This window comes from Nocardioides sp. LHG3406-4 (assembly GCF_049897745.1).
Lineage (GTDB): Bacteria > Actinomycetota > Actinomycetes > Propionibacteriales > Nocardioidaceae > Nocardioides.
On the sequence record NZ_JAFCWV010000004.1, the window covers coordinates 389,841 to 412,906 of the forward strand.

Below are 23,066 nucleotides of genomic sequence, written 5' to 3' on the forward strand. Positions count from 1 at the left end.
CATGACCGCCGACGTGGTGCGCGACTTCCTGACCGCGGAGGAGATCGAGTTCACCGAGACCGCCCCCGGCGTGTTCTCGCTGACCCTGCCCGGCGAGCGCAAGCTCCAGACGGCCGTGCGCCTCGACGTCGGCGCTCACGCCCTCGGCGTACACGCCTTCGTCTGCCGCAACCCCGACGAGAACCATGCTCGGGTCTACCGCTGGCTCCTCGAGCGCAACCTGAGGATGTACGCCGTCGCGTTCGCCGTGGACCACCTCGGTGACATCTACCTCGACGCCCGGCTGCCGCTCTCGATGGTGACGCCGGACGAGCTCGACCGGCTCCTGGGCTCGGTGCTGGCGCACGCCGACGAGTCGTTCAACGCCATCCTCGAGCTCGGCTTCGCCTCCTCCATCCGCAAGGAGTGGGAGTGGCGGCTGTCGCGGGGCGAGTCGACCAGGAACCTCGAGGCGTTCACCGCGCTGCGCCCCTCGGACGAGCCGGGCCACACCGTCAGCGACTGACCGCCGGCGCCGGCAGCGCCGAGGTCCTCACGACCGCGTCTGCACCGGCCCGGGGGACTCGGGCGCCTGCGCCACCGGCCGGGTGGTGCGACGGGTCAGCAGCACGCCGACGATGCAGAGCGCCCCGCCGACGAAGGCCAGGGCCGCGGGCACCTCGCCGAGCGCCAGCCAGGCGATCAGGGTGGTGATGAACGGGACGAGGAACGTGGTCATCGCGAACTTGCCGGCATCGGAGTGGGAGAGCGCGTAGGCCCACGTGGTGAACGCGATCGCCGAGGGGAAGACGCCCAGGAAGACGATCCAGCCGAGGTTGGCCGCGCTCGAGTCTCCGACGACCTCGACCAGCTCGCCGGCCCACGGCAGGCAGACGACGGCACCGACGACGTAGTACCAGAACGTCATCTCGAGGGCGCTCATCGCTCCGAGCAGCTTCTTCTGGGTGATCACGCCGACGGCGAAGGTGAGGGCCGCGACCACCGCCAGCACCACCCCGAGCAGGTCGCCGTTGTCACCGGTCGACGAGGCACGGCCGATCACCACGACGCCGGCGAAGCCGACCGCCAGGCCGGCCAGCAGCCAGCGGGTCAGCCGCTCGCCCAGGAAGAACGTGGCCAGGAGCGCCACCAGGATCGGGCCGATCTGGACGAGCAGCGCGGCGGTGCCGGCGTCGATGCGCCGCTCGGCCTCGTTGAGGGTGAGGTTGTAGATGCCGATCCAGGTGACCCCGCCGAGCACGATCAGCGGCCACTCGCGCAGCGTCGGCCAGCGCCGGTTGCGCTGGAACTGCAGCATCACGCCCAGGGCGACGACCGCCACGAGCAACCGGCCGAGGGACAGCGCACCAGGCGGCACGTCGTGCCCGAGGTGACGGATCGCGACGAACGCGGAGGCCCACATCAGCAGCGTGAACGCCACCGCCGCCAGCGGCTTCCACGGCACCACCGGTGCGGCTTCGGAAGCGGCGGAGGGCGGTGTCCGGGTGGTCGGGGAGGTCACCCGTCGAACGTAGACGCTCCCGCCGACATCGACCGCCCGATTTACGGTCGTGGACCGGCGACTTTCGGACGTCGCGTCCGGCACCGGCTCAGAGGTCGAGCTTGTAGCCGAGTCCGCGCACCGTGACGAGGTACTTCGGCTCCGACGGCTCCGGCTCGAGCTTGGCGCGCAGCCGCTTGACGTGCACGTCGAGCGTCTTGGTGTCGCCGACGTAGTCGGACCCCCAGACCCGGTCGATGAGCTGGCCGCGCGTCAGCACCCGCCCGGGGTTGCGCAGGAACATCTCGAGCAGCTCGAACTCCTTGAGCGGCAGCCGCTGCTCGCTCCCGTCGACGGTCACCACGTGCCGCTCGACGTCCATGCGCACCGGTCCGGCCTCGAGGGTGTCGGGCAGGAGGTCGGTCTCCTGGCCCCGCCGGAGCACGGCGCGGATCCGGGCCACGAGCTCGCGCGGGGAGTAGGGCTTGGTGACGTAGTCGTCGGCGCCCAGCTCGAGCCCGACGACCTTGTCGACCTCGTCGTCCTTGGCGGACACCATGATCACCGGGACGCTCGACGTCGCGCGGATCTGGCGGCACACCTCGGTGCCGGGGATGCCGGGCAGCATCAGGTCCAGGAGCACGATGTCGGCTCCGTTGCGATCGAACTCGGCGAGCGCGGCGTGGCCGTCCGCGGCGATCGCGACCTCGAAGCCCTCCTTGCGCAGCATGTAGGCGAGAGCGTCGCTGTAGCTCTCTTCGTCCTCGACTACGAGTACCCGGGTCACCGGCGTACCTCCTGGTTGGTGCTCTGGTTGGGATGGTCGGTGGTGGGTGCGGCGCGGGGCAGGCTGAGGGTGAACGTAGACCCTTGGCCCTCGACCGACCACACGCTGACGTCCCCGCCGTGCGTGGCGGCGACGTGCTTGACGATCGAGAGGCCGAGGCCGGTCCCGCCGGTGGATCGGTGTCGCGCCGGGTCGACGCGGTAGAACCGCTCGAAGATCCGGTCGATCTCCTGCGACGGGATGCCGATGCCCTGATCGATCACGGAGACCTCGACCGTCGACTCGGTGCCGCGGGTGGTGACCACGACGCTCGAGCCCTCGGCGGAGTAGGCCACGGCGTTGGCGACCAGGTTGCTGACGGCTGCGGTGATCTGGTCGTGGCTGCCGTAGACCACCAGGTCCCGGTCGCCGCCGGTGACCAGGTTGATGTGCTTGGCCCGGGCCTCGATGGCACTGGTGTCGGTGGCGATCGCGATGACGTCGTCGACAGCCACCCGCACGGGCGTCTCGAGGGGGTCATCGCCCTGGAGGCGCGACAGCTCGATGATCTGCTGCACGAGCCGGGTGAGCCGGTCGCTCTCGGTGAGCATCCGGCCGGCGAAGCGCTTGACCGCCTCCGGGTCGCCCGACGCGTCGGCGACGGCCTCCGACAGCAGCCGGATCGCCCCGACGGGGGTCTTCAGCTCGTGGCTGACGTTGGCGACGAAGTCGCGGCGTACTGCCTCGACCCTGCGCTCGCGGGTGCGGTCGTCGAGCAGTGCCAGCACCAGCCGGGACCCGAGCGGCGCCACCCTCGCGGTGAGCATGCGCGGTGCGGCGGCGTCGCGCGAGAGGGTCAGCTCGGTCTCGCGGATCTGCCCGTCGCGACGGACCTGACGGACCACCTCGGCGAGCTCCTCGATGACCAGCTCGTTGCCGCGGACCAGCCCGAAGGCGTACGCCGGCGCGGAGGCCTTGAGCACGACGTCGCTCTCGTCGACGACGACGGCGCTGCTGCGCAGCACCGAGAGGACGGTGGCGACACCCACCGGCACGGCCGGCTCCTCCGGCGTCGCCAGCTGGTGCTGCTGGCGGTCGCTGATGTGCCAGGCGAGCACGGAGACCGCACCGACGACCACGCCGATGACGGCGGCCAGCGAGGCCTGGGTCGTCGGGTCCACGGTCTCAGCGTACGGCGGGATTCACGCAGCGTTCGCCCAAGGCGGTGGGGGGCGGCAACTGTTCACCCCTCGTTCACGCGACGTCGCCGTCCGGACACCCGGCCTCCGTACTGTCCGCGGCATGCGAGACGTATTCCAAGACCAGCTCGACGGAGTCTTCGGCGACCTGGCCGCCATCGGCCGACTGGTCGAGACCGCCGTGGAACGGGCGACGCGAGCCCTGCTGACCGCCGACGCGGGGCTGGCCGAGCAGGTCATCTCGGCGGACGCCGAGATCGACCGCGCCCGCGAGCGGGTGGAGGACGACGCGTTCCAGCTGCTCTCGCTCCAGGCGCCGGTCGCCGGCGACCTGCGCACGGTCGTCGCCGCCCTGCGCATGGTCAGCGAGCTGGAGCGGATGGGCGACCTCTCGGTGCACGTCGCGAAGATCGCCCGGCTCCGGGTGCCGAACGTCGCAGTGCCGGACCAGATCCGGCCCAGCTTCGAGCGGATGGCGCAGGTCGCCGAGGACATGGTCCGCCGGGCCACCGTGATCATCGCCGAGCGCGACGCCGAGGCCGCCCTGGACCTCCAGCGGGACGACGAGGAGATCGACAAGCTGCGCCGCGACAGCTTCGTGACGCTGCTGGCCGACGACTGGTCGCACGGTGTGGAGGCGGCGGTCGACGCCGCCCTGCTCGGCCGCTACTACGAGCGGATCGCCGACCACGCGGTCTCGATCGCCAACCGGGTGGTCTTCGTCGTCACCGGCCAGGCGCCGTACGAGATCGACGCCTGAGTCGGCACCTGCCGGCATCTTGGTTTCGAGGCTCGCTGCGCTCGCACCTCAACCGGCGATGCGGCGAGGCCGCTGGTTGAGGTGCGAGGAGCTTCGGCGACGAGCCTCGAAACCGAGGCCCCCAGCGAGGGCCTCGCTCGCTCCTGCTCAGCGACCCTGGTTGGCCACGGCTGCGGCAGCCACGGCGGCGGCCTCGGGATCGAGGTACCGGCCGCCGGCCGAGACGGGCTCGAAGGTGTCGTCGAGCTCGTAGACCAAGGGCATGCCGGTGGGGATGTTGAGGCCCGCGATGTCCTGGTCGCTGATCTTGTCCAGGTGCTTGACCAGCGCACGGAGGCTGTTGCCGTGCGCGGCGACGAGCACCAGGTTGCCGTCTTGGAGGTCGGGCACGATGTCGGACTGCCAGTAGGGCAGGAAGCGCTCGACGACGTCCTTGAGGCACTCCGTGCGCGGCAGGTCGGCGCCGAGGTCGGCGTACCTCGGGTCCCCGGTCTGGGAGAACTCGTCGTCGTCGGCCAGCGGCGGAGGGGGTACGTCGAAGCTGCGGCGCCAGGTCATGAACTGCTCCTCGCCGTACTGCTCCAGCGTCTGCTTCTTGTCCTTGCCCTGGAGCGCGCCGTAGTGGCGCTCGTTGAGGCGCCAGCTGCGCCGGACCGGGATCCAGTGCCGGTCGGCGGCGTCGAGCGCCAGGTTGGCTGTCGTGATCGCCCGCCGCTGCAGGGACGTGTGCACGACGTCGGGCAGGAGGCCGGCCTCCACGAGCTGCTGCCCGCCGCGGACCGCCTCGGCGCGGCCCTTCTCGGTCAGGTCGACGTCGACCCAGCCGGTGAAGAGGTTCTTGGCGTTCCACTCGCTCTCGCCGTGGCGGAGCAGCACGAGGGTGTAGGTCATGTCAGTGCTCGCCTTCCGGGACCTCGGCGACGGGGCAGTCCTCGGGACCGGCCGGCACGCCGCTGATGTCGCTGTAGATGCCGCAGTTGACGACCACGGGCACCTTCATGCTCGCCGTCTCGCCGTTGCTGAAGGAGACCTCGACGGGCACGAAGTACCCGGCCTCGAAGTCGCCGGTGACGCTGATCGGGGTCTCGGACTCGGCGAGGTTGACCAGCGCGCCCGGAGCGATCTCGACCGGCGTCACCTCGGGCGCAGACAGGGTCTCCTGCTTGGTGCTCGCGATGCCGTCGAGCTCGACCGCCTTGGTGGTGGAGTTGTTGGAGAGCGACGCGATGAAGACACCCTCGCCAGACTCACCCGAGACGACCATGGCCGACAGCACGTCGACGACGCCACTGCGGTCGTTGGCGCCGTTGGTCGGGGTGTAGTAGCGGTCGGTCGCCATGTTGAAGCCACAGGAGGTCGACAGGGCGGCGCTGAGCAGGATCGCGCCGACGAGCGTGCGGGAAGTGGCTGGCTTTCGAAGCGGCATGCGGGAGCCTTCGCGGGTCGGGTCAGCGTGGGTCGGAAGCAGCCACAGCCTAGCGGCGCGGCCGGGCATCAGCCCCGCTGGGCCAGCCCTACCTGCTGGGCCACCACGAGCAGGGCGACCAGCACGAGAGCGACGTAGGCGCAGGCGAGGACGAGGAGCCGGGTGGCACCCGTCCTCATCGCGATCCGCAGCGGCAGGGACCGGTAGCCGTCCTGGTTGTCCTGCACCAGGCCGGGCAGGGCGCGCAGCACGTGGACCCCGACGCCGAGCAGCGCCGCGCAGACGGTGACGGCGATCCCGGGCGGAGTCTCCGACCCGGTGCCGTCCCAGCCGCCGTACGCGAGGTAGGCGGGGTAGAGGGCGTAGCTCACCGCCCACGGCAGCCACGAGAGCCAGCCCTTGCGCAGCACCACGTTGCCGAGCAGCCCGACGAGCACCGACAGCAGGTACGCCGTGGCGGCGCTCACTCCGGCGGCGACCGAGAGGGGTACGAGGAGCATCACCGCGCACGCGATCGCGAACCACACGGTGCCGGCGTCGAGCAGGCCCTCGCCCACGGGCTTGCGCGGGGTCGCGTGCCGGGCGTCGCGGGCGCGGTCGACGAGGTCGTTGTGCCAGCCGAGGACCGCCTGGCCGACCAGCACGGTGCCGAGCACGAGGAGCACCTCGCGGCCCGGGCGCCCCGCGAGAGCAGCGGCCCCCGCGACGCCGACGGCGGTCAGCACGGCCTGGCGGGGGTGGGCAGCGCGCAGCAGCAGCACGGGCAGGGTGCGACCAAGCATGTGCCGCAGTATCCGGGCTCGCGGGAGCCCCGCCGGTCTCCCACGCGGCCGGACAGGGGGCCCAGATCCGGCGGCCACCACACCGACTCGTGTTCTGTCAAGCCCGGAATAGGCCCCTGACCTGCGGAAACGCAGATGGTGACCATTCGAAGACGTGTTAGAATGGAGACCTAGGAAGGGGTACCGAACATATGACTTTCACCGTCGGCGAAACGGTTGTTTACCCAAATCACGGGGCTGCCATCATCGAGGACATCGAGATGCGCACGATCAAGGGGGAGGACCGGGAGTACCTCGTTCTTCGGATTGTCGCCCAGCAGGACCTGGTCGTGCGAGTGCCGGCCTGCAACCTCGACCTGGTCGGCGTCCGCGACGTCGTCGACAAGGAGGGCCTCGACCGTGTGTTCGACGTCCTCCGGGCCGCCCACGTGGAGGAGCCGACCAACTGGTCGCGCCGCTACAAGGCCAACCTCGAGAAGCTGCACAGCGGAGACGTCATGAAGGTCTCCGAGGTCGTCCGCGACCTGTGGCGCCGTGAGCGCGACCGCGGGCTCTCCGCGGGTGAGAAGCGGATGCTGGCCAAGGCGCGCCAGATCCTCGTCTCCGAGCTCGCGCTGGCCGAGCACACGAACGAGGACAAGGCCGAGGCGATCCTCGACGAGGTCCTCGCCTCCTGAGTCACACCACCGGCTCGACCCCCGACACACGTCCCGTGTCGGGGGTCGTTCCGTCTCCGGATAGCGTGGCCGGGCGATGAACGAGTACGACGAGCTCCCGGACGTCTTCGGTGTGGTCCTGGCCGACGGCCGCGGCAGCCTGCCGTTCGCGCTCATCCACGGTGAGTCCCTCGTGGCCTGCGCAGCCTGGGCGCTGGGGCAGTCGGGCGTGACTCCGCTCGACGCCTCCGTCGGGTGGGACTCGGTGCAGGAGGCGGCCGTGCCGTTCGTGCTGCACGACAGCCTGTGCCCGATGACGCCGGCGGCGTTCATCGCCTCCTGCGTACGCCGCGCGGTCGACGACGACGTGGTCGTGGTGGGCGTCCGGCCGGTCACCGACACGGTCAAGGTCGTGCGCGACGGGCTGGTGGGCGAGACGGTCGACCGGGCCGGCCTGCTGGCCGTCGCGTCCCCGATCGTCCTGCCGGTGCAGGTGGTGGCTGCTCTCGAGGCCGCCCCGGGCGAGGACCTCGCCGCCCTGGTGTCGCGGCTCGCGGCCGAGCACCCGGTCGAGCTCGTCGAGGCACCGCCGGAGGCCCGGCGGGTGGCCTCGGCCGACGACGTACGGCTGCTCGAGGTGCTGACCGCTCCGTCAGCGTGAGGCGAGCAGCGCGGCGGCGATGACGACGTCCTCGGCGAAGGTCACCTTGAGGTTGTGGCTCGTCGAGTCGACCGCGGCGGTCTCGACGTCGGTGTAGCGCTCCAGCACGGCCGCGGTGTCGGTGGCGTCGTACCCCTCGACCGCGGCGGCGGTGTGGGCCGCCAGCAGCTCGGGTCCTCGGAACGCCTGCGGCGTCTGCACGACGCCGAGACCGGATGGCGCCGCCGATCCGTCGAGCGCGACCAGCCCGGTCACGGGTACGACCGGGATCGCCCCGCCGTGCTCGCGGGCGGCGGAGAGCGTCGCCTCGAACAGCGCGACGCCCGCGAGCGGGCGGGCGCCGTCGTGGATGGCGACGGCGTCGATCTCCCCTGACTCGATCTCGTCGTGCAGGGCGCGGACGGCCGCCCACTCCGAGGCGTGCCGGGTGGCGCCACCCTCGACCAGCCGCACCTCATCGTCGCCGAGATGCGGGCTGAGCGCGGCAGCCACGGCGTCAGCCTCGCCGGGCGCGACGACGACGAGCACGCGGCGTACGTCCGGGACGGCCAGGGCGGTGGTCACCGAGTGTGCGAGCACGGGACGGTCGCCGAGGGGGAGGAGCACCTTGTTGACCTCGGCGCCCACGCGCGACCCGGACCCGGCTCCGAGGACGACGACGGCGGCGGCGGCGGACATGCAGGTGAGGGTACGGCGCCGCCGCGCGGCCTCAGACGACGAGCGCGGTGGCGATGGCGGCGATGCCCTCGCCGCGACCGGTGAGGCCGAGGCCGTCGGTCGTCGTCGCGGAGACCGACACCGGCGCGCCGACAGCGGCCGAGAGAGCGGCCTCGGCCTCGGCGCGACGCGGCCCCAGGCGGGGGCGGTTGCCGATGACCTGGATCGCGACGTTGCCGATCTCGAAGCCGGCGGCGCGCACCCGGCGCGCGGTCTCGGCGAGCAGCGCTGCGCCCGCGGCGCCCGCCCACTCGGGCTCGGACGTGCCGAAGTTGCTGCCGAGGTCGCCGAGCCCGGCAGCGGAGAGGAGCGCGTCGCAGGCGGCGTGCGCGGCCACGTCGGCGTCCGAGTGACCCTCCAGGCCGAGGGGCTCGTCAGGCCAGGCGAGACCCGCGAGATGCAGGGGTGCGCCCTCGACGAGACGGTGCACGTCGGCACCGACGCCGGTGCGGGGCAGGGCCGGTGGGGGCAGGGCGCTCACGCGACGATCATGCCCTGAGCGACACTGGGAGCATGAGTTCGTCTCGCAGGTGGGCGCTGGCCGGTCTCGTGGCCGGCCTGTCCGGCCTCGCGACGAGCTACGCCGCAGCGCTGATGCTGACGATCCGCGAGTCGCCGGTCGTGGCGGTGGCGGAGCTGGTGGTGCGGGTGACGCCCGGCTTCGTCGCCGAGCGGGCCATCGCGCTGCTGGGAACCGCGGACAAGCCGGTGCTGGTCTCGACGGTGATCCTGGTGACCAGCGTGGTCTTCGTGGTCATCGGGTGGCTGGGCTCCCGGTCCTGGCGCTGGTCGCTGGTCGCGTGGCTGGCGCTGGCGGCCTTCGGGCTGTTCGCGGTGCTGAGCCAGGACGGGGCTCGGGCGACCGACGCGATCCCGGTCGTGATCGGCTTCCTGACGTGGGTGGTGTGTCTCGACCTGCTCGGTCGGCGCGCCACCTCCCGGCCCGGGTCGGACGACGACGGGCGGCGCCGGTTCCTCGCGCTGGCCGCCGGGATCGGGGCGGGGGCCGCGGCGGTCGCCCTCCTGGGCCGCTTCATCGGCGTCGGCCGCCGCAGGGTCGAGGAGAGCCGCCGCCTGCTCCGTCTGCCCGGCGTGACCCGGCGCGAGCCGGCGCCGCGCACCCGGATCGGTCTCGACGGCGTGACGCCGTGGCGCACCCGCCCCGAGGACTTCTACCTGATCGACACCACCATCGCCGTGCCCACGATCGACCCCGGGGAGTGGCGGCTGCGCATCCACGGCCTGGTCGACCGCGAGCTGACGCTGACCTTCGCCGACCTGCTGGACCGCGAGCTGACCGAGGCCTGGGTGACGCTCAACTGCGTCTCCAACCCCGTCGGCGGCCCGCTCATCGGCAACGCCTGGTGGAGCGGGGTGCGGGTCGCCTCGCTGCTGGAGGAGGTGGGCGTGCAGGACGGAGCCGACGCCGTGCTCCAGACCAGTGACGACGGCTGGACGTGCGGCACCCCGCTCACCGCGCTCACCGACGACCGTGACGCGATGCTCGCCGTCGCGATGAACGGCCGCCCGCTGCCGCTCGAGCACGGGTTCCCGGTGCGCACGATCGTGCCCGGCCTCTACGGCTACGTGTCGGCGTGCAAGTGGGTCGTCGACCTCGAGGTCACCCGGTTCAGCGACTTCAAGGCGTTCTGGACCGAGCGCGGCTGGTCGGAGCAGGGGCCGGTCAAGCTGTCCTCCCGCATCGACGTACCCACCTCGGGCGCGGAGGTCCCGGCCGGTGAGCTGCGCGTCGGCGGCATCGCGTGGGCCCAGCACACCGGCGTCGAGTCGGTCGAGGTCGCCCTCGACGGAGGGGCGTGGCAGGCCGCCGAGATCGCCAACCCCGGCACCGACGACACCTGGGTGCAGTGGGCGGCCACCCTGAGCGTCACCCCCGGCGACCGGATCCTGCGGGTGCGGGCCACCGACAAGGACGGCGGCGTGCAGAGCGGCGCCGAGGTCGACGTCGTACCCAACGGGTCGGAGGGGTGGCACGCCATCGACTTCAGCGTCGCGGACGCGTGAGGCCGGTCAGCGGATGACGTACGCCGTCCCGCCGGACGTCGGGATCCAGGCGTCCTCGAACTCCGCGCGCCGGTAGGTGCGCCGGACGGTCGCGTCGGTGGGCGCGGCGGGGTCGTTGACGACCACGTCTCCCGTGGAGGTGAAGCCGACGATGACCATCAGGTGGCCCGGCGTCGACGAGATGGGCGCGCCGGTCAGCTCGCCACGGCCGAACGCGACCGACACGACCAGCGGAGTGCCGGCGGCGATGTAGTCCTCGGCCTCGCGCAGGCTGCGCAGCCGGGTCACGAACGACTCCGGCACGAAGCGGCCGGCGTAGGCGGTGTTGAACGCCCAGTTGCCGGTGCCGTCGTAGCCGTGGTCGTAGGTCATCCGGGCTGCGTAGTCGACCATCGGGTCGGGATGGCCGGGGCCGGCGGAGCCGATGGCCGCAGCCGGTGTCGCACCGCGGTAGCCGAGCACCATCGCGACCGAGGTGGGCGAGCACCAGGCCTCACCGCCGCCACCCCACTGCGGATAGTGACCCGCGTGCACCATCTGGGAGTACGCCGGCACGTCGAGGGTGGTGCCCGCGCCCGGTCCGGGCGCGGAGGTGGCCACGTCGTCGGTGGCGGGCAGCCGCGAGGCGACCGCGCCGACCCGGTCGAGGGAGACTGCGGCACCCGAGCCGGGTGCTCGCAGCAGCGTCACCTTGAGCTGCCAGCCGGTGGCGCCCGTCGTACCCGCTGTCTGGAGGGTGTCGACGAGGACGCTGGCGAGGTCGTCGGTCTGCGTGCCGGCCGACGTGCGCCGGATCGCCGAGCCGGAGGTCCAGCGGCCCATCACGTCCCACGACGAGGTCGCGGTCGCCGTACGGACGCGGGCCTTGACCTCCACCCAGCTCTGGCCTGGGGTGGTGGCCTGCCAGGAGGGGATCAGCTCGGTCAGCGCGAAGCCGGGCTCGGCCCAGGCCGAGGTCCAGCTGCCGGACTCGTACTTCTTGCCCAGGTAGGTCCGCTGAGCGGCCGGCTTCCTCAGCTTCAGCGACCCCTTCGCGATCTTCACGCCGACCCGGTCGCCCGAGCGCAGCTGGCCGCCCGTGGTCCAGGACGTGTGGGCGATCTGCCGTTCCTCGCCGCGAGACGCCGCGGCCACCGTGGGCGACGGCTGGGTCAGCGCGGGCACGACGAGGGCGGCGAGGACGAGGGCACGGGGAAGGTGGCGCACCAGACGACGGTAGGTCACACCAGCCCCATCCGTCACGGCTTTCAAGGATGCCCGGTGCCGTCGCGCTCGCACCTAGGATGGGCCGGTGACTTTCAGGCTCCATGACACCGCGACCCGCGAGGTCCGTGACTTCGTCCCCCTCGAGGAGGGGAAGGCGGGTCTCTACGTGTGTGGGCTGACCGTGCAGAGCGAGCCGCACGTCGGCCACGTGCGCTCGGGGGTCAACTTCGACGTGCTGCAGCGGTGGCTGCGGGTGCTGGGCTACGACGTGACCTTCATCCGCAACATCACCGACATCGACGACAAGATCCTCGCGAAGGCCGCCGAGCAGGGCCGACCCTGGTACAACCTCGCCTACGCGATGCACCGCGAGCTCGACCGGGCCTACGCCGCGCTCAACGTCGCGCCGCCGACCTACGAGCCGGCCGCGACCGGGCACGTGCCCGAGATGATCGAGCTGATCGGCAAGCTCATCACCCGGGGTCACGCGTACGCCGCGGAGGACGGCTCCGGCGACGTCTACTTCGACGTGCGCTCCTGGCCGGCGTACGGCGAGCTCACGCGGCAGGGCATCGACGACATGGAGTCGGCCGCGGACGCGGACCCGCGCGGCAAGCGCGACCCGCGTGACTTCGCGCTCTGGAAGTCGTGGAAGAAGGAGATCGAGCCGGAGACCGCCGCGTGGCCCTCCCCGTGGGGCCCCGGCCGGCCGGGCTGGCACATCGAGTGCTCGGCGATGGCCGAGAAGTACCTGGGCTCGGCCTTCGACATCCACGGCGGCGGCGTCGACCTGCGGTTCCCGCACCACGAGAACGAGCAGGCGCAGTCGCGGGCCGCGGGCCACGGCTTCGCGTCGTACTGGATGCACAACGCGTGGATCACCACCGCCGGCGAGAAGATGAGCAAGAGCCTGGGCAACTCGCTGACGATCCCGGCGGTGCTGTCCAGCTACCGCGGCATCGAGCTGCGCTACTACCTCGTCGCCGCGCACTACCGCAGCCACGTGGAGTTCAGCTTCGAAGCCCTGGACGAGGCCGCCGTCGGGTTCCGGCGGATCGAGAGCTTCCTCGAGCGGGCCGGCCTCGGCTCCGCTCGACCGGCGGCGGGCCTCGACGACCTTCCCCAAGCGTTCGTGGCCGCCATGAACGACGACCTGGGCACCCCCGCCGCCATGGCGGTGCTGCACGAGACCGTGCGCGAGGGCAACAAGGCCGTCGCCGCCGGCCAGGACGCCGCTGCCCACGTGGCGCAGGTCGAGGCGATGCTCGACGTGCTCGGGCTGCACCCGCACGACCCCGCCTGGGCGACCACGTCCTCCGCCCAGACCGACAAGCTCACCAAGGCCGTCGACGTCCTCGTCGACGTCCTCCTCGACCAGCGCGCGGAGGCGCGCGCGGCGAAGGACTTCGCCGCAGCCGACGCCATCCGGGACCGCATCAAGGCGGCCGGCGTCGAGATCGAGGACACCCCCAACGGCCCCGAGTGGAGCATCTGATGCCAGGTAATTCGTCCCGCAAGGGCGCGATCCGCAAGTCCGGCAAGGGCCCGACCATCGGCTCCGGCGGTCGGGTGAAGCGCGGTCTCGAGGGCCGGGGCCCGACGCCCAAGGCCAAGGACCGTCCCAACCACAAGGTCTACAAGGCCAAGGCCAAGACCGAGCGCGAGGAGGCAGCCCGTCCCAGGCGCCGCACCGCGAAGAGCACCGAGGCCGAGTGGGTCGCCGGGCGCAACTCCGTGGTCGAGGTGCTGCGTGCCGGCATCCCGGTCACCGGCATCTACGTCGCCGAGGGCGCCGACCGCGACGCCCGGCTGCGCGAGGCCTTCAAGCTGGCCGCTGAGCGCGGTCTCTCGCTGCTCGAGGTGGCCAAGCCCGAGCTCGACAAGATGACCAGCGGCGCGGTGCACCAGGGCCTGGCGGCCCGCATCCCGTCCTACGAGTACGCCCATGCCGACGACCTGCTCGACCGTGCCGGCAGCGGCGAGCAGCCGCTCATCGTGGCCCTCGACTCCGTCACCGACCCGCGCAACCTGGGCGCGGTCGTGCGCTCGGCGTCGGGGTTCGGGGCGCACGGCGTGGTCATCCCCGAGCGCCGTGCGGCCGGCATGACCGCGTCGGCCTGGAAGACCTCGGCAGGCGCCGCGGCCCGCACCCCGGTCGCCCAGACGGTCAACCTGGTGCGCCAGCTCAAGGCCTACCAGTCGGCGGGATGCATGGTCGTCGGGCTCGCGGCCGACGGCGACGTCACCCTGCCCGAGCTCGTCTCCGCGGACGGGCTGGCCACCGGGCCGCTGGTCATCGTCGTCGGCTCGGAGGGCAAGGGCCTGTCGCGGCTCGTCGCCGAGACCTGCGACCAGCTCGTCAGCATCCCGATGGCCAACCAGCTGGAGTCGCTCAACGCCGGTGTGGCCGCCTCGGTCACGCTGTACGCCGTGGCGCAGGCCCGCGCCTCCCGCTGAACCCATCATGCGCCGACCACGGCACGCCACCACGCTGCGCTGGGTCGTTCTTGCGGCGGTGTGGCTGGTGCTGTCGACCGCGACGGCGACGACGCTGTTCCTCACCAGCAGCCGCGAGACGGTCCTGGCCAGCCATGACGCCGTGCTACGGCCCAGCTTCGACGGCCACGCGGTCCTGCGGACCGGCCCGGTGCTGCCGAACTTCCGGATGGCCACGGCCGGCCCGGTCGGCGTCACCATCGACCTCGGCAAGACCGAGGCGGCATCGACAGGGGAGCTGTTCCAGCGCTACGCGCTGATCGCCGCCGAGCCGGACGCGCAGATCGAGAAGGCGCGGCGCCTGGTCGTCGACATGGCCGTGGCCGCGGTGCTGCGGGGTGCCGCGGTCGGCTGCCTGCCGGTGGTGGTCTACCTCCTGCTGGGCCCGGTCCGCCGACGCGAGCTCTGGCAGTCGGTGCGGCAGCGCCACCCCCGGGCCCTGGTCGGCACCCTGGCGCTGGTGCTCCTCACGGTGGCGTTCTGGCAGCCCTGGCAGTCCCGCGACGAGTCCCTGGACGAGTCCCGTCGGTGGGTGCCGCTGGCCGACTACCTCGGCGACGAGGTCAGCCTGCCTGCCGGTGCCGACGGGGTCGAGATCCGGGTCGACGCCGCCACCGACTCCTCGAAGCGGCTCTTCGAGAGTGCGCTGTCGACGTACGACAAGAGCAAGGAGTTCTACGCCCAGGCCGTCGAGGACGCAGCCGAGCTGGACCTGCGCGAGCCTGAGGACGGTGAGACGGTCGTGACGCTGGTCTCCGACCGGCACGACAACATCGGGATGGACAAGGTCGCCCGCGCGATCGGCGACGCCGGCGGCGCGACCGCGGTGTTCGACGCCGGCGACGACACGTCGTCGGGCAAGGCGTGGGAGGCCTTCTCCCTCGACTCCCTCGACAACGCCTTCGACGACCTCGACCGCTGGGCGGTGGCGGGCAACCACGACAACGGACCGTTCGTCGGCGACTACCTCAGCGACCTGGGGTGGACGACGTTCGACGGTGAGGTCATCGACGGTCCGGGGGACACCACCCTCCTCGGGGTCGACGACCCGCGGTCGAGCGGCCTCGGCAGCTGGCGCGACGAGACCGGGCTGTCGTTCGAGGAGGTCGGCGACCGGCTGGCCGACGCCGCCTGTGCTGCCGAAGAGCGGGTCTCGACGATCCTCGTGCACGACGCCAACCTCGGCCGCGAGGCACTGGCGCGCGGCTGCGCCGACCTCGTCGTGGGCGGGCACCTGCACGTGGAGGTCGGCCCGACCGCGGTGACCGGCGAGGACGGCAGCACCGGCTGGACCTACACGACGGGCACGACGGGCGGTGCGGCGTACGCCATCGCGGTGGGCAGCAAGCCGCGGCGCGACGCGCAGGTCGCGCTCATCACCTACGCCGAGGGCCGGCCGGCAGGCATCCAGAGCGTGCTGCTGCGCACCGACGGCCGGTTCAAGGTCGGCCCCTGGGTCCCCGTCCCGACCGACTGACGGTCGCTTCTGTCAGAAGTAGTTGCGGATGTGCACCTCGCGGGCGCCGAAGAGGGCGTCGATCGTCGCGTCGTACGCCGTGGTGCCGGTGAGCAGGCCGGCGGTGCGGATGGTCGCGCAGGACGTCACGCCCGCGTAGGCGAGGGCGAGTCCCCGGGGGGTGAAGACCGGCCCGTCGGCGTCGTCGACGCGCGTGCAGACCGACGTGGGGCCGGTGAGCTCGTAGGAGCCGTTCATCGTGCCCAGCACGTCGTCCACGACGGAGAACCGCACCGGCCCGCGGCCGGGCAGTGACAGCCCCGTGCACGCACCCATCACGTCGTGCACGCGCAGCATGTAGGGGTACCTCGTGGACACCGGCCATGCCATCGACGGCACGAGCAGCCGGATCGGGTCGAGGCCGGAGGTCGGGATCCGGACGTGACCGGTCACCGTCGCGAACGATCCGAGTGACCGGAGCAGCGCGCGCAGCGCGTCGGACGTCGTCGCCAGCAGGTCGGTGACGTTGATGGTGGCCTTCTCGTCGTAGCCGGAGCCACGCTCCCACGAGCAGTAGCCCAGCACCGAGCCGTCCGCGTCGCACGCCAGCGTCACGCCGGTGAACGCGTCCACGAACTCCTGCGGAGTCGTCGTGAACGACGGTCCGCGCCTCGTGAGCGGCCCGTTGTGGGCCCGGGCCCACGCGTCGTACACCGCGCTCACGGCGCCCAGGTCCTCCGGGTCCGCGCGACGCAGCGTGATGCCGTCGCCCGGCCGGACCGCCGCCAGCGCCGCCGTGGGCACCTCGACGACGTCGAAGGAGGAGATCAGCTCGTAGCCGAACCGGCGGTAGATCCCGGGTGCGGTCGGGAAGAGCGTCGACACCACCTCGCCGCGCTCCCGCAGCCCCTCGTCGAGGACGACGCGGAAGAGGTCGTCCAGCAGCCCCTGGCCACGCGCCTCGGCTCGAACGGCGACCGCGGCGATGCCGTTGGTCGCCACCTCGACGCCGTGGAACCAGGAGTGGTACGCCAACCCCATGACCCGGGCGACGAGGACGTCGTCGTCGAGGGTGCCCCAGTCGTGCCGGCCGGGCCGCGGGTAGGTGGCCGGGTCGGGTGCCGGTGTCCCGGCCGGCCAGTCACCGAACGCCTCCTTGGCGAGGCTGGTCATCTGCGGCAGGTCGGCTGCGGTGAGGCTGCGGGTCTCCACGGACGCCAATGTAGGGCCAGCAGGGTGTCGCGGTCGTGGGGATTGTCGCCGGTCCCGGAGAGGGCCCCGCCGTTGTTGGAACGTTCGCGCATAGCCCGTTGCGCGAACGTTCCAACAACGCCTGCATCTCTGGTGCGAACGTTCCAGCAACGCCCGTTGCGCGAACGTTCCAACAACGGCCGCATCTCTGGTGCGAACGTTCCAGCAACGCCCGTTGCGCGAACGTTCCAACAACGGCACGAGCTTCTCCTCGGACCGCCCCAGGGCTTCTACAGGGCTAACCTGCCGACATGGCGCTGCGCATCGTGGCCAGCCGTCCGGACCCGGCGATCCTCACCCTGCCGTGGTCGACGCCGCTGGAGGAGTGGACCGACGAGTACGTCGTACCGCTCCCGCGCGGCCTCTCCCGCCACGTCGTGCGCATCATCCGCCTCGGTTCGCACACCTACGCGGTGAAGGAGACCAACGAGCCGATCGCCTTTCGGGAGTACTCCACGCTGCGTGACATGCAGCGCCTCGGCCTGCCGGCCGTGGTGCCTCACGGTGTCGTCTCCGGCCGCGTCGACCCCGACGGCGAGGAGCTTCCGGCCGCGCTGATCACCCACCACCTGCAGTTCTCCCTGCCCTATCGCAGCCTCTTCTCGCACGGCCTCACCGCCGACAACCTGCCGAGCCTGATCGATGCCATCGTGGTGCTGCTCGTGCGGCTGCACCTGGCCGGCTTCTACTGGGGTGACGTCTCCCTCTCCAACGTGCTCTTCCGCCGCAACGCTGGGGAGTTCGCGGCGTACCTCGTCGACGCCGAGACCGGCGAGCTGCGCCAGGAGATCAGCGACCGGATGCGGGAGTACGACGTCACGGTGGGCTGCGAGAACGTCTTCGCCGAGCTCCTCGACCTGCAGGCCAGCGGTGCCGTCGACACCGGCACCCAGGGGCACGACGTCGTCGAGCACCTCCGCGCCCGCTACGAGGTGCTGTGGGCCGAGCTCACCCAGGAGGAGGAGTTCTCGGCCCAGGACCTGTGGCGCATCGAGCAGCGGGTCGAGCGCCTCAACGACCTCGGGTTCGACGTCGAGGAGATCGACATCGTCACCGACTTCGACGGCGACACCGTGCGCATCCAGCCCAAGGTCGTCGAGCTCGGACACCACCGGCGGGAGCTGCAGGCGCTGACCGGGATGAACGTCGAGGACAACCAGGCCCGGCGGATCCTCAACGACCTGGCGTCGTTCACGGCGCACTTCGACCTCGGTCGCGAGGACCGGCACCTGGTCGCCAACCGCTGGATGACCCAGATCTACGAGCCGATCATCGCGATGATCCCGCCCGAGGCACGGGGGAAGCTGGAGCCGGCGGAGGTCTACCACGAGCTTCTCGTGCACCGGTGGTACCTCTCGGAGCGCGCCGGCCACGAGGTCGACATCTTCGAGGCCGCCCGCGACTACATGGAGCACGAGCTGAGCCGGCGGCCCGACGAGGCCATCACCACCGCGGAGTGAGGACCGCCGGACCGCGGCCGCGTCGCGTGGTCAACTAGCATGTGCGCGCGCCGCTTCGGCGCACGCCGGTGTAGCTCAGTTGGTAGAGCATCCGCCTTGTAAGCGGACGGTCGCAGGTTCGAGTCCCGTCACCGGCTCCTCAGTGTCCCCACCGCTGGATACCGTCACCTCATGTTCGAGTGTGTGGGGTGCGGGAAGGTCTGTGCAGGGCGCGTCGGTCGCAAGTTCTGCAGCAACGCATGCCAACGCCGTAAGCAACAGCGCGATCTCGTGGAGGCTTGGCTGGCTACCGGTCAGGGCTATCCCGCATCCAAGCGTGGTCACTACGTGCGGTCGTTCCTCATGCTCGAACAACGTGGCCGCTGCGCAGTTTGCGACGGTCCTGACACCTGGTGCGACCGCGAACTGGTGTTCGTGCTCGACCACATCGACGGCGACGCCGACAACAACGTGCGGGCGAACCTCCGACTGGTGTGCCCGAACTGCGACTCTCAGCTGACGACGTACAAGAATCGCAACAGCGGACGCGGCCGATACGCCCGACGCCAGCGGTATGCAAGCGGGCAGTCGTACTAGTCGGCTCACGCGACCTGTGAGGGAGTCGTCACCGGCTCCGAATCTCTCGGTCGCCGCGATGTCGAGGTGGCACTCCCAGCGACCCTGATCACCGCACCTGGGTGACCTCGAACTGCATCCGCGGCTCGGCGAACGTGTCCTGCGAGGCGATCAGCCGCAGCTCTCGCTCGCCCGAGTCGAGGGTGTTCTTCAGCAGGTCGAAGACGCTGGAGGTCGTGCGCCCCAGCGCCTCGGCCGGCGAGCCGGTCTCGTGCAGGTGCGCGGTGAAGAGCGCCGCCGTGACGTCGCCGGACCCGTTGGCCTTGAGGGGCAGGTACGGCGTCTGCGCCAGCCAGGCCCCCTCGCCGGTCACCACCATCATCTCGAGGGTGTCGGCTGGGCGGTCGGGCCGCTGCACGGACGTGATGAGCACCGTCGACGGCCCCATGGCCATCGCCGCGTCGGCGGAGGCGAGGGTCGACTCGAGGGTGTCCGGGCGGGTGTCGGTGAGGAAGCCCAGCTCGAACTGGTTGGGGGTGATCAGGTCGGCACGCGGCACCACCCGCTCGCGGATGACGGGCGGGATCGCCGGGTCGACGAAGCAGCCCGACTTGGCGTTGCCCATCACGGGGTCGCAGGTGTACGTCGCCTTCGGGTTGGCCGCCTTCACCCGGGCCACGGCGTCCAGGATCACGTCGGCGATGCCGGCACCACCCTGGTAGCCAGAGAGCACCGCGTCGACCTCGCCGAGCACGCCTCGCTCCTCGATGCCGACGATGACCTCGCGGACGTCGTCGGGGGAGAGCAGCGGCCCCCGCCACGCGCCGTACCCGGTGTGGTTGGAGAAGTGCACCGTGAAGACCGGCCAGACCTCGTGACCGAGTCGCTGGAGCGGGAAGACGGCGGCGGAGTTGCCGACGTGGCCGTAGGCGACCGAGGACTGGATCGACAGGATCTTCACGGTGGGCATTCTCCCACGCACGGTTCGGGGCCTACTCTCGACGGGATGCGTGCACTCCTCGCCCTCGCCACCGCCCTCGGCCTAGCCGTCCCCTTCGCGCCGGCAGTCGGTGCGGGCACGCCGCCGGCGCAGGCCCAGCTCGCCAAGCGCGTGATCGGGAACGGCACGCCGTCGAGCTGCACGTCGGCCGCGGTCGTCAAGGCGGTCGCGCAGGGTGGGTCCATCACGTTCGACTGCGGTCCGAAGCAGAAGACGATCAAGATGAGGGCCACCGCGAAGGTGGTCAACACCAGCAGGGTCGTGCGCATCGACGGGGGCGGCCGGGTGACCCTCGACGGCCTCGGCAAGCGGCGGATCCTCTACCAGAACACCTGCGACCAGCGGCAGACGTGGACCACCGACCACTGCGACGACCAGCAGTACCCCAAGCTGGTCGTGAAGGGACTGACCCTCAGGCGCGGTCACGCGACCGGGTCGGACGACGAGAGCGGCAGCGGTGGCGCGATCTACGCCCGCGGCGGCCAGCTGGTCATCGCCGACTCGACGTTCGCCCGCAACCGCTGCAAGTCGTCGGGCCCCGACGTCGGCGGCGGTGCCGTGCGCGCCCTGGACCAATGGGGAGACCGGCCGGTCCGGATCGACGGCAGCACCTTCCGCCGCGGCCGGTGCAGCAACGGCTCCGGGCTGAGCAGCATCGGCGTCTCGTGGCAGATCACCGACAGCGTCTTCACCGACAACGAGGCGACCGGTCGGGGTGCCAACCCGGCCCGCCCCGGCACCACGGGCGGGGGCAGCGGAGCGGCGGTCTACGCCGATGGCAACGACTTCGAGATCGTCGTACGCAACACCCGGATGGAGGGCAACCACGCCCGCGAGGGGGGTGGTGCGATCTTCTTCGTCTCCAACGACCGCAGCGGCCACCTGACGATCGTCGACTCCACGTTGCGCGACAACCCGAGCGACGGCTTCGAGACCATCCCGGGCATCTTCTACCTGGGTCGCCAGTCGCGGCCGACGGTCACCGGCTCAGTGGTGGAGTGACTCGGTGATGGCCTGGATCACGCGACCTGCAACGACCGCTTCGACAGTCCCATCCAGAACCCGTCGATGACCTGGGTGCCGGGCGCCTCAGCATCGGTGGCCGCACCGAGGGTGACGAACAGCGGCGTGTAGTGCTCGACCGTCGGGTGCGCATAGGGCATGCCCGGCGCCTTCGACGTGTACGACGCCAACGCATCGACGTCGCCGCGCGCGAGCGCCTCGCCGGCCCACGAGTCGAACTCACGGGACCAGCCCGGCGCCGGGGCGTCGATGCGGAACTCGGTGAGGTACGGCAGCCCGTGGGTGAGGAACCCCGAGCCGATGATCAGCACACCCTCGTCGCGCAGCGGGCGCAGCCGCTCGCCGAGCCTCATCAGCTGGACCGGGTCCTGGGTCGGCAGTGACATCTGCAGCACGGGGATGTCCGCGTCGGGGTACATGATCCGCAGCGGCACCCACGCGCCGTGGTCGAGTCCGCGCGACGCGTGCTGGTGCACGGGCTCGGTGTCGGGCATCATCGCGGCGACCCGGCCCGCGAGCGCGGTGGCATCAGGGGTCTCGTAAGTCATCCGGTAGTACTTCGCGTCGAAGCCGCCGAAGTCGTAGACCAGCGGCGCACTGCTGGCGGAGAGGCTGACCGGCGCCGACTCCCAATGGGCGCTGACGATGAGGATCGCCTTCGGGCGCGGGAGGTCCGCCGCCCAGGCGGCCAGCTGCCCCGACCAGGTCGGGTCGTCGAGGAGGGGCGGAGCGCCGTGGCCGAGGTACAGCGCGGGCATACGGGAGGTCATGTAGCCATAATGATCCAGAATTCAACTTTATTCCCGGGTCAATCGCCAGTCCACCTGCGTTCCGCCCTGCTCGACCAGCAGCCGGTTGACCCGGCTGAACGGCTTCGACCCTAAGAACCCGCGGCTCGCGGAGAGCGGCGAGGGGTGCGCCGACTCGACCCACGGGATCGGCCCGAGCATCGGCTTGAGCGACTGGGCGTCGCGGCCCCACAGGATCGCCACGCACGGACCGCCGCGACGGGCCAGTGCGGTGATCGCGCACTCGGTGACCTGCTCCCAGCCGCGGCCGCGGTGTGAGGCAGCCTCGCCGGGACGCACCGTCAGCACCCGGTTGAGCAGCATCACCCCCTGATCGGACCAGCCCGTGAGGTCGCCGTGGGCCGGCGGGTCGATGCCGAGGTCCGTGCGCAGCTCCGCGTAGATGTTGGCCAGCGACCGCGGAACCGGCCGCACGTCGGGAGCCACCGCGAAGCTCAGCCCGATCGGGTGGCCGGGCGTCGGGTACGGGTCCTGGCCCACCACCAGCACGCGTACGTCGGCCAGCGGCCGCGCGAACGCCTTGAGGATGTCGTCCCCGGCCGGCAGGTAGGGCCGCCCCGCGGCGAGCTCCTCACGCAGGAAGCGTCCCATCGCCGTGATGCGGTCCTCGACCGGCGCCAGGGCCTCCGCCCAGTCGGGGGCCACCAGCCCGCGTTCCACCAGTCCCGCCAGCGCTCCCATGGCCGGAAGTCTGCCGTACGCCGAGCCCAGCTCGCCGCTGGTTGAGGTGTGACGAGCGCAGCGAGGAGCCTCGAAACCAAGGCGTCGATACAGTCCCACCATGGCCCGGCGCGCACAGGTCGACGACGTACACACGGTGGCGAAGGCCATGCCTGGGGTGAAGCTGGTCGAGGGCGGGCGCGCGGTCTATCAGGTGTCGGGGCGCAGCTTCGTCTTCTTCCGCAACCCGCGGCCCGACGCGTTCGACCCCGAGACCGGTGAGCGGTACGACGACGTGATCGTGTTCTGGGTGGAGTCGGAGGAGGCCAAGCACGCGCTCGTCGACGACGAGTCCTCGCCGTACTTCACGACGCCGCACTTCGACGGGCACCCGTCGGTGCTGCTGCGCGGCGCCCACATCGATCGGCTCGACGTGGACGAGATCACCGAGGTCGTCCAGGACGCCTGGCTGGCGCGCGCGTCCAAGACGGCGGCGAGGAAGTGGCTGGCCGAGCGCGGCCTCGCCTGAGCAGCCGCTCCTCGTTCGAGCCTCTCGGTACGGCGACCGTCAGTCTTGCCCGGAGGGTCCTCACGGGTTGATCAAGCGTTCGACCAACGCCCGCCTTGGTCGAACGGTTGATCAACCCGCGTCGACCGGTCCACAGACAGGCAGGCGCC

25 protein-coding genes and 1 tRNA gene are annotated in these 23,066 nt (G+C 71.4%); 13 read left to right on the forward strand and 13 right to left on the reverse strand.

The window, feature by feature from the left end; all coding sequences use genetic code 11:
- The first annotated feature begins 1 nt into the window (after nucleotide 1).
- Nucleotides 2–505, forward strand: a complete 504-nt coding sequence (locus ACP7BP_RS16110; protein ID WP_426246024.1) for a YbjN domain-containing protein — start codon at nucleotides 2–4, stop codon at nucleotides 503–505.
- A 27-nt stretch (nucleotides 506–532) separates the two neighbouring features.
- Here the strand turns inward: ACP7BP_RS16110 and ACP7BP_RS16115 are convergent, their stop codons facing one another.
- The 3 genes from ACP7BP_RS16115 to ACP7BP_RS16125 form a co-directional block, all read right to left on the reverse strand.
- A complete protein-coding gene (locus ACP7BP_RS16115) occupies nucleotides 533–1,501 on the reverse strand; it encodes a DMT family transporter (protein ID WP_426246025.1) in 969 nt (322 codons plus the stop codon).
- An 88-nt stretch (nucleotides 1,502–1,589) separates the two neighbouring features.
- A complete protein-coding gene (locus tag ACP7BP_RS16120; protein WP_426246027.1) occupies nucleotides 1,590–2,267 on the reverse strand; it encodes a response regulator in 678 nt (225 codons plus the stop codon).
- Nucleotides 2,264–3,427: a sensor histidine kinase gene (locus ACP7BP_RS16125; RefSeq protein ID WP_426246028.1), complete on the reverse strand. Its 1,164-nt coding sequence runs from the start codon at nucleotides 3,425–3,427 to the stop codon at nucleotides 2,264–2,266. The genes ACP7BP_RS16120 and ACP7BP_RS16125 overlap by 4 nt, the downstream gene beginning before the upstream one ends.
- A gap of 121 nt (nucleotides 3,428–3,548) precedes the next feature.
- Here ACP7BP_RS16125 and phoU point away from each other — a divergent pair, with 121 nt between their 5' ends.
- Entirely contained in the window at nucleotides 3,549–4,205 is a 657-nt protein-coding gene (gene phoU / locus ACP7BP_RS16130; protein ID WP_426246029.1) for a phosphate signaling complex protein PhoU, read from the forward strand.
- Between the two features lie 147 nt (nucleotides 4,206–4,352).
- On the opposite strand, the gene ACP7BP_RS16135 is transcribed toward phoU, so the two are convergent.
- From ACP7BP_RS16135 to ACP7BP_RS16145, 3 genes are all read right to left on the reverse strand, one after another.
- Complete coding sequence (locus ACP7BP_RS16135) at nucleotides 4,353–5,096, reverse strand: phosphoglyceromutase (RefSeq protein WP_426246031.1); 744 nt, start codon at nucleotides 5,094–5,096, stop codon at nucleotides 4,353–4,355.
- A gap of 1 nt (nucleotide 5,097) precedes the next feature.
- Complete coding sequence (locus tag ACP7BP_RS16140; protein WP_426246033.1) at nucleotides 5,098–5,631, reverse strand: hypothetical protein; 534 nt, start codon at nucleotides 5,629–5,631, stop codon at nucleotides 5,098–5,100.
- A gap of 68 nt (nucleotides 5,632–5,699) precedes the next feature.
- Entirely contained in the window at nucleotides 5,700–6,413 is a 714-nt protein-coding gene (locus ACP7BP_RS16145; RefSeq protein WP_426246034.1) for a UbiA family prenyltransferase, read from the reverse strand.
- A gap of 191 nt (nucleotides 6,414–6,604) precedes the next feature.
- On the opposite strand from ACP7BP_RS16145, the gene ACP7BP_RS16150 reads away from it, so the two are divergent.
- Both ACP7BP_RS16150 and ACP7BP_RS16155 read left to right on the forward strand, forming a co-directional pair.
- Complete coding sequence (locus tag ACP7BP_RS16150; protein ID WP_248583291.1) at nucleotides 6,605–7,090, forward strand: CarD family transcriptional regulator; 486 nt, start codon at nucleotides 6,605–6,607, stop codon at nucleotides 7,088–7,090.
- Between the two features lie 76 nt (nucleotides 7,091–7,166).
- Nucleotides 7,167–7,730: a 2-C-methyl-D-erythritol 4-phosphate cytidylyltransferase gene (locus ACP7BP_RS16155; protein ID WP_426246037.1), complete on the forward strand. Its 564-nt coding sequence runs from the start codon at nucleotides 7,167–7,169 to the stop codon at nucleotides 7,728–7,730.
- Here ACP7BP_RS16155 and ACP7BP_RS16160 read toward each other — a convergent pair.
- Nucleotides 7,722–8,408: an IspD/TarI family cytidylyltransferase gene (locus tag ACP7BP_RS16160; protein WP_426246038.1), complete on the reverse strand. Its 687-nt coding sequence runs from the start codon at nucleotides 8,406–8,408 to the stop codon at nucleotides 7,722–7,724. The two genes, ACP7BP_RS16155 and ACP7BP_RS16160, sit on opposite strands and share 9 nt — an antisense overlap.
- A gap of 31 nt (nucleotides 8,409–8,439) precedes the next feature.
- Nucleotides 8,440–8,928 carry a 2-C-methyl-D-erythritol 2,4-cyclodiphosphate synthase gene (gene ispF, locus ACP7BP_RS16165; RefSeq protein WP_426246040.1) on the reverse strand — a complete coding sequence of 163 codons (489 nt, stop codon included), beginning with the start codon at nucleotides 8,926–8,928 and terminating at the stop codon, nucleotides 8,440–8,442.
- Between the two features lie 32 nt (nucleotides 8,929–8,960).
- Between ispF and ACP7BP_RS16170 the strand changes: the two genes are divergently transcribed.
- Nucleotides 8,961–10,472, forward strand: a complete 1,512-nt coding sequence (locus tag ACP7BP_RS16170; RefSeq protein WP_426246042.1) for a molybdopterin-dependent oxidoreductase — start codon at nucleotides 8,961–8,963, stop codon at nucleotides 10,470–10,472.
- A 6-nt stretch (nucleotides 10,473–10,478) separates the two neighbouring features.
- Here the strand turns inward: ACP7BP_RS16170 and ACP7BP_RS16175 are convergent, their stop codons facing one another.
- Complete coding sequence (locus ACP7BP_RS16175; RefSeq protein ID WP_426246043.1) at nucleotides 10,479–11,678, reverse strand: C39 family peptidase; 1,200 nt, start codon at nucleotides 11,676–11,678, stop codon at nucleotides 10,479–10,481.
- Between the two features lie 85 nt (nucleotides 11,679–11,763).
- Here ACP7BP_RS16175 and cysS point away from each other — a divergent pair, with 85 nt between their 5' ends.
- The 3 genes from cysS to ACP7BP_RS16190 are packed head-to-tail and all read left to right on the forward strand — an operon-like array spanning nucleotide 11,764 to nucleotide 15,651.
- Nucleotides 11,764–13,173, forward strand: coding sequence for a cysteine--tRNA ligase (gene cysS / locus ACP7BP_RS16180; RefSeq protein WP_426246045.1), 1,410 nt, complete (start codon nucleotides 11,764–11,766; stop codon nucleotides 13,171–13,173).
- The gene (gene rlmB, locus ACP7BP_RS16185) at nucleotides 13,173–14,135 is read left to right on the forward strand and encodes a 23S rRNA (guanosine(2251)-2'-O)-methyltransferase RlmB (RefSeq protein WP_426246046.1); all 963 of its coding nucleotides are present in this window, start codon (nucleotides 13,173–13,175) and stop codon (nucleotides 14,133–14,135) included. Before cysS ends, rlmB begins: the two co-directional genes overlap by 1 nt.
- 7 nt (nucleotides 14,136–14,142) lie before the next feature.
- The gene (locus tag ACP7BP_RS16190) at nucleotides 14,143–15,651 is read left to right on the forward strand and encodes a metallophosphoesterase (protein WP_426246047.1); all 1,509 of its coding nucleotides are present in this window, start codon (nucleotides 14,143–14,145) and stop codon (nucleotides 15,649–15,651) included.
- Nucleotides 15,652–15,663: 12 nt separating this feature from the next.
- Here the strand turns inward: ACP7BP_RS16190 and ACP7BP_RS16195 are convergent, their stop codons facing one another.
- Nucleotides 15,664–16,842, reverse strand: a complete 1,179-nt coding sequence (locus ACP7BP_RS16195; protein ID WP_426246049.1) for a GNAT family N-acetyltransferase — start codon at nucleotides 16,840–16,842, stop codon at nucleotides 15,664–15,666.
- Nucleotides 16,843–17,132: 290 nt separating this feature from the next.
- Between ACP7BP_RS16195 and ACP7BP_RS16200 the strand changes: the two genes are divergently transcribed.
- From ACP7BP_RS16200 to ACP7BP_RS16210, 3 genes are all read left to right on the forward strand, one after another.
- Nucleotides 17,133–18,341: a DUF4032 domain-containing protein gene (locus ACP7BP_RS16200; RefSeq protein WP_426246051.1), complete on the forward strand. Its 1,209-nt coding sequence runs from the start codon at nucleotides 17,133–17,135 to the stop codon at nucleotides 18,339–18,341.
- Nucleotides 18,342–18,405: 64 nt separating this feature from the next.
- Nucleotides 18,406–18,478: transfer RNA gene (locus tag ACP7BP_RS16205), tRNA-Thr, on the forward strand.
- A gap of 34 nt (nucleotides 18,479–18,512) precedes the next feature.
- The gene (locus tag ACP7BP_RS16210) at nucleotides 18,513–18,917 is read left to right on the forward strand and encodes an HNH endonuclease signature motif containing protein (RefSeq protein ID WP_426246053.1); all 405 of its coding nucleotides are present in this window, start codon (nucleotides 18,513–18,515) and stop codon (nucleotides 18,915–18,917) included.
- Nucleotides 18,918–19,005: 88 nt separating this feature from the next.
- On the opposite strand, the gene pdxY is transcribed toward ACP7BP_RS16210, so the two are convergent.
- Nucleotides 19,006–19,857: a pyridoxal kinase PdxY gene (gene pdxY, locus ACP7BP_RS16215; protein ID WP_426246054.1), complete on the reverse strand. Its 852-nt coding sequence runs from the start codon at nucleotides 19,855–19,857 to the stop codon at nucleotides 19,006–19,008.
- Between the two features lie 45 nt (nucleotides 19,858–19,902).
- On the opposite strand from pdxY, the gene ACP7BP_RS16220 reads away from it, so the two are divergent.
- Complete coding sequence (locus tag ACP7BP_RS16220; RefSeq protein ID WP_426246055.1) at nucleotides 19,903–20,898, forward strand: hypothetical protein; 996 nt, start codon at nucleotides 19,903–19,905, stop codon at nucleotides 20,896–20,898.
- Nucleotides 20,899–20,915: 17 nt separating this feature from the next.
- On the opposite strand, the gene ACP7BP_RS16225 is transcribed toward ACP7BP_RS16220, so the two are convergent.
- Nucleotides 20,916–21,689, reverse strand: a complete 774-nt coding sequence (locus tag ACP7BP_RS16225) for a dioxygenase (RefSeq protein ID WP_426246056.1) — start codon at nucleotides 21,687–21,689, stop codon at nucleotides 20,916–20,918.
- A 27-nt stretch (nucleotides 21,690–21,716) separates the two neighbouring features.
- Nucleotides 21,717–22,409 carry a uracil-DNA glycosylase gene (locus tag ACP7BP_RS16230; RefSeq protein ID WP_426246058.1) on the reverse strand — a complete coding sequence of 231 codons (693 nt, stop codon included), beginning with the start codon at nucleotides 22,407–22,409 and terminating at the stop codon, nucleotides 21,717–21,719.
- 100 nt (nucleotides 22,410–22,509) lie between these two features.
- Between ACP7BP_RS16230 and ACP7BP_RS16235 the strand changes: the two genes are divergently transcribed.
- Nucleotides 22,510–22,917, forward strand: coding sequence for an MmcQ/YjbR family DNA-binding protein (locus ACP7BP_RS16235; RefSeq protein WP_426246059.1), 408 nt, complete (start codon nucleotides 22,510–22,512; stop codon nucleotides 22,915–22,917).
- The last annotated feature ends 149 nt before the right edge of the window (nucleotides 22,918–23,066 follow it).

Bases quoted from the DNA above. Each gene is read 5' to 3' on its own strand.
- ACP7BP_RS16110 (WP_426246024.1), top strand. From the start codon at position 2: ATGACCGCCGACGTGGTGCGCGACTTCCTGACCGCGGAGGAGATCGAG.
- phoU (WP_426246029.1), top strand. From the start codon at position 3,549: ATGCGAGACGTATTCCAAGACCAGCTCGACGGAGTCTTCGGCGACCTG.
- ACP7BP_RS16135 (WP_426246031.1), bottom strand. From the start codon at position 5,096: ATGACCTACACCCTCGTGCTGCTCCGCCACGGCGAGAGCGAGTGGAAC.
- ACP7BP_RS16140 (WP_426246033.1), bottom strand. From the start codon at position 5,631: ATGCCGCTTCGAAAGCCAGCCACTTCCCGCACGCTCGTCGGCGCGATC.
- ACP7BP_RS16145 (WP_426246034.1), bottom strand. From the start codon at position 6,413: ATGCTTGGTCGCACCCTGCCCGTGCTGCTGCTGCGCGCTGCCCACCCC.
- ACP7BP_RS16150 (WP_248583291.1), top strand. From the start codon at position 6,605: ATGACTTTCACCGTCGGCGAAACGGTTGTTTACCCAAATCACGGGGCT.
- ACP7BP_RS16155 (WP_426246037.1), top strand. From the start codon at position 7,167: ATGAACGAGTACGACGAGCTCCCGGACGTCTTCGGTGTGGTCCTGGCC.
- ACP7BP_RS16160 (WP_426246038.1), bottom strand. From the start codon at position 8,408: ATGTCCGCCGCCGCCGCCGTCGTCGTCCTCGGAGCCGGGTCCGGGTCG.
- ACP7BP_RS16170 (WP_426246042.1), top strand. From the start codon at position 8,961: ATGAGTTCGTCTCGCAGGTGGGCGCTGGCCGGTCTCGTGGCCGGCCTG.
- rlmB (WP_426246046.1), top strand. From the start codon at position 13,173: ATGCCAGGTAATTCGTCCCGCAAGGGCGCGATCCGCAAGTCCGGCAAG.
- ACP7BP_RS16190 (WP_426246047.1), top strand. From the start codon at position 14,143: ATGCGCCGACCACGGCACGCCACCACGCTGCGCTGGGTCGTTCTTGCG.
- ACP7BP_RS16200 (WP_426246051.1), top strand. From the start codon at position 17,133: ATGGCGCTGCGCATCGTGGCCAGCCGTCCGGACCCGGCGATCCTCACC.
- ACP7BP_RS16210 (WP_426246053.1), top strand. From the start codon at position 18,513: ATGTTCGAGTGTGTGGGGTGCGGGAAGGTCTGTGCAGGGCGCGTCGGT.
- ACP7BP_RS16220 (WP_426246055.1), top strand. From the start codon at position 19,903: ATGCGTGCACTCCTCGCCCTCGCCACCGCCCTCGGCCTAGCCGTCCCC.
- ACP7BP_RS16225 (WP_426246056.1), bottom strand. From the start codon at position 21,689: ATGACCTCCCGTATGCCCGCGCTGTACCTCGGCCACGGCGCTCCGCCC.
- ACP7BP_RS16230 (WP_426246058.1), bottom strand. From the start codon at position 22,409: ATGGGAGCGCTGGCGGGACTGGTGGAACGCGGGCTGGTGGCCCCCGAC.
- ACP7BP_RS16235 (WP_426246059.1), top strand. From the start codon at position 22,510: ATGGCCCGGCGCGCACAGGTCGACGACGTACACACGGTGGCGAAGGCC.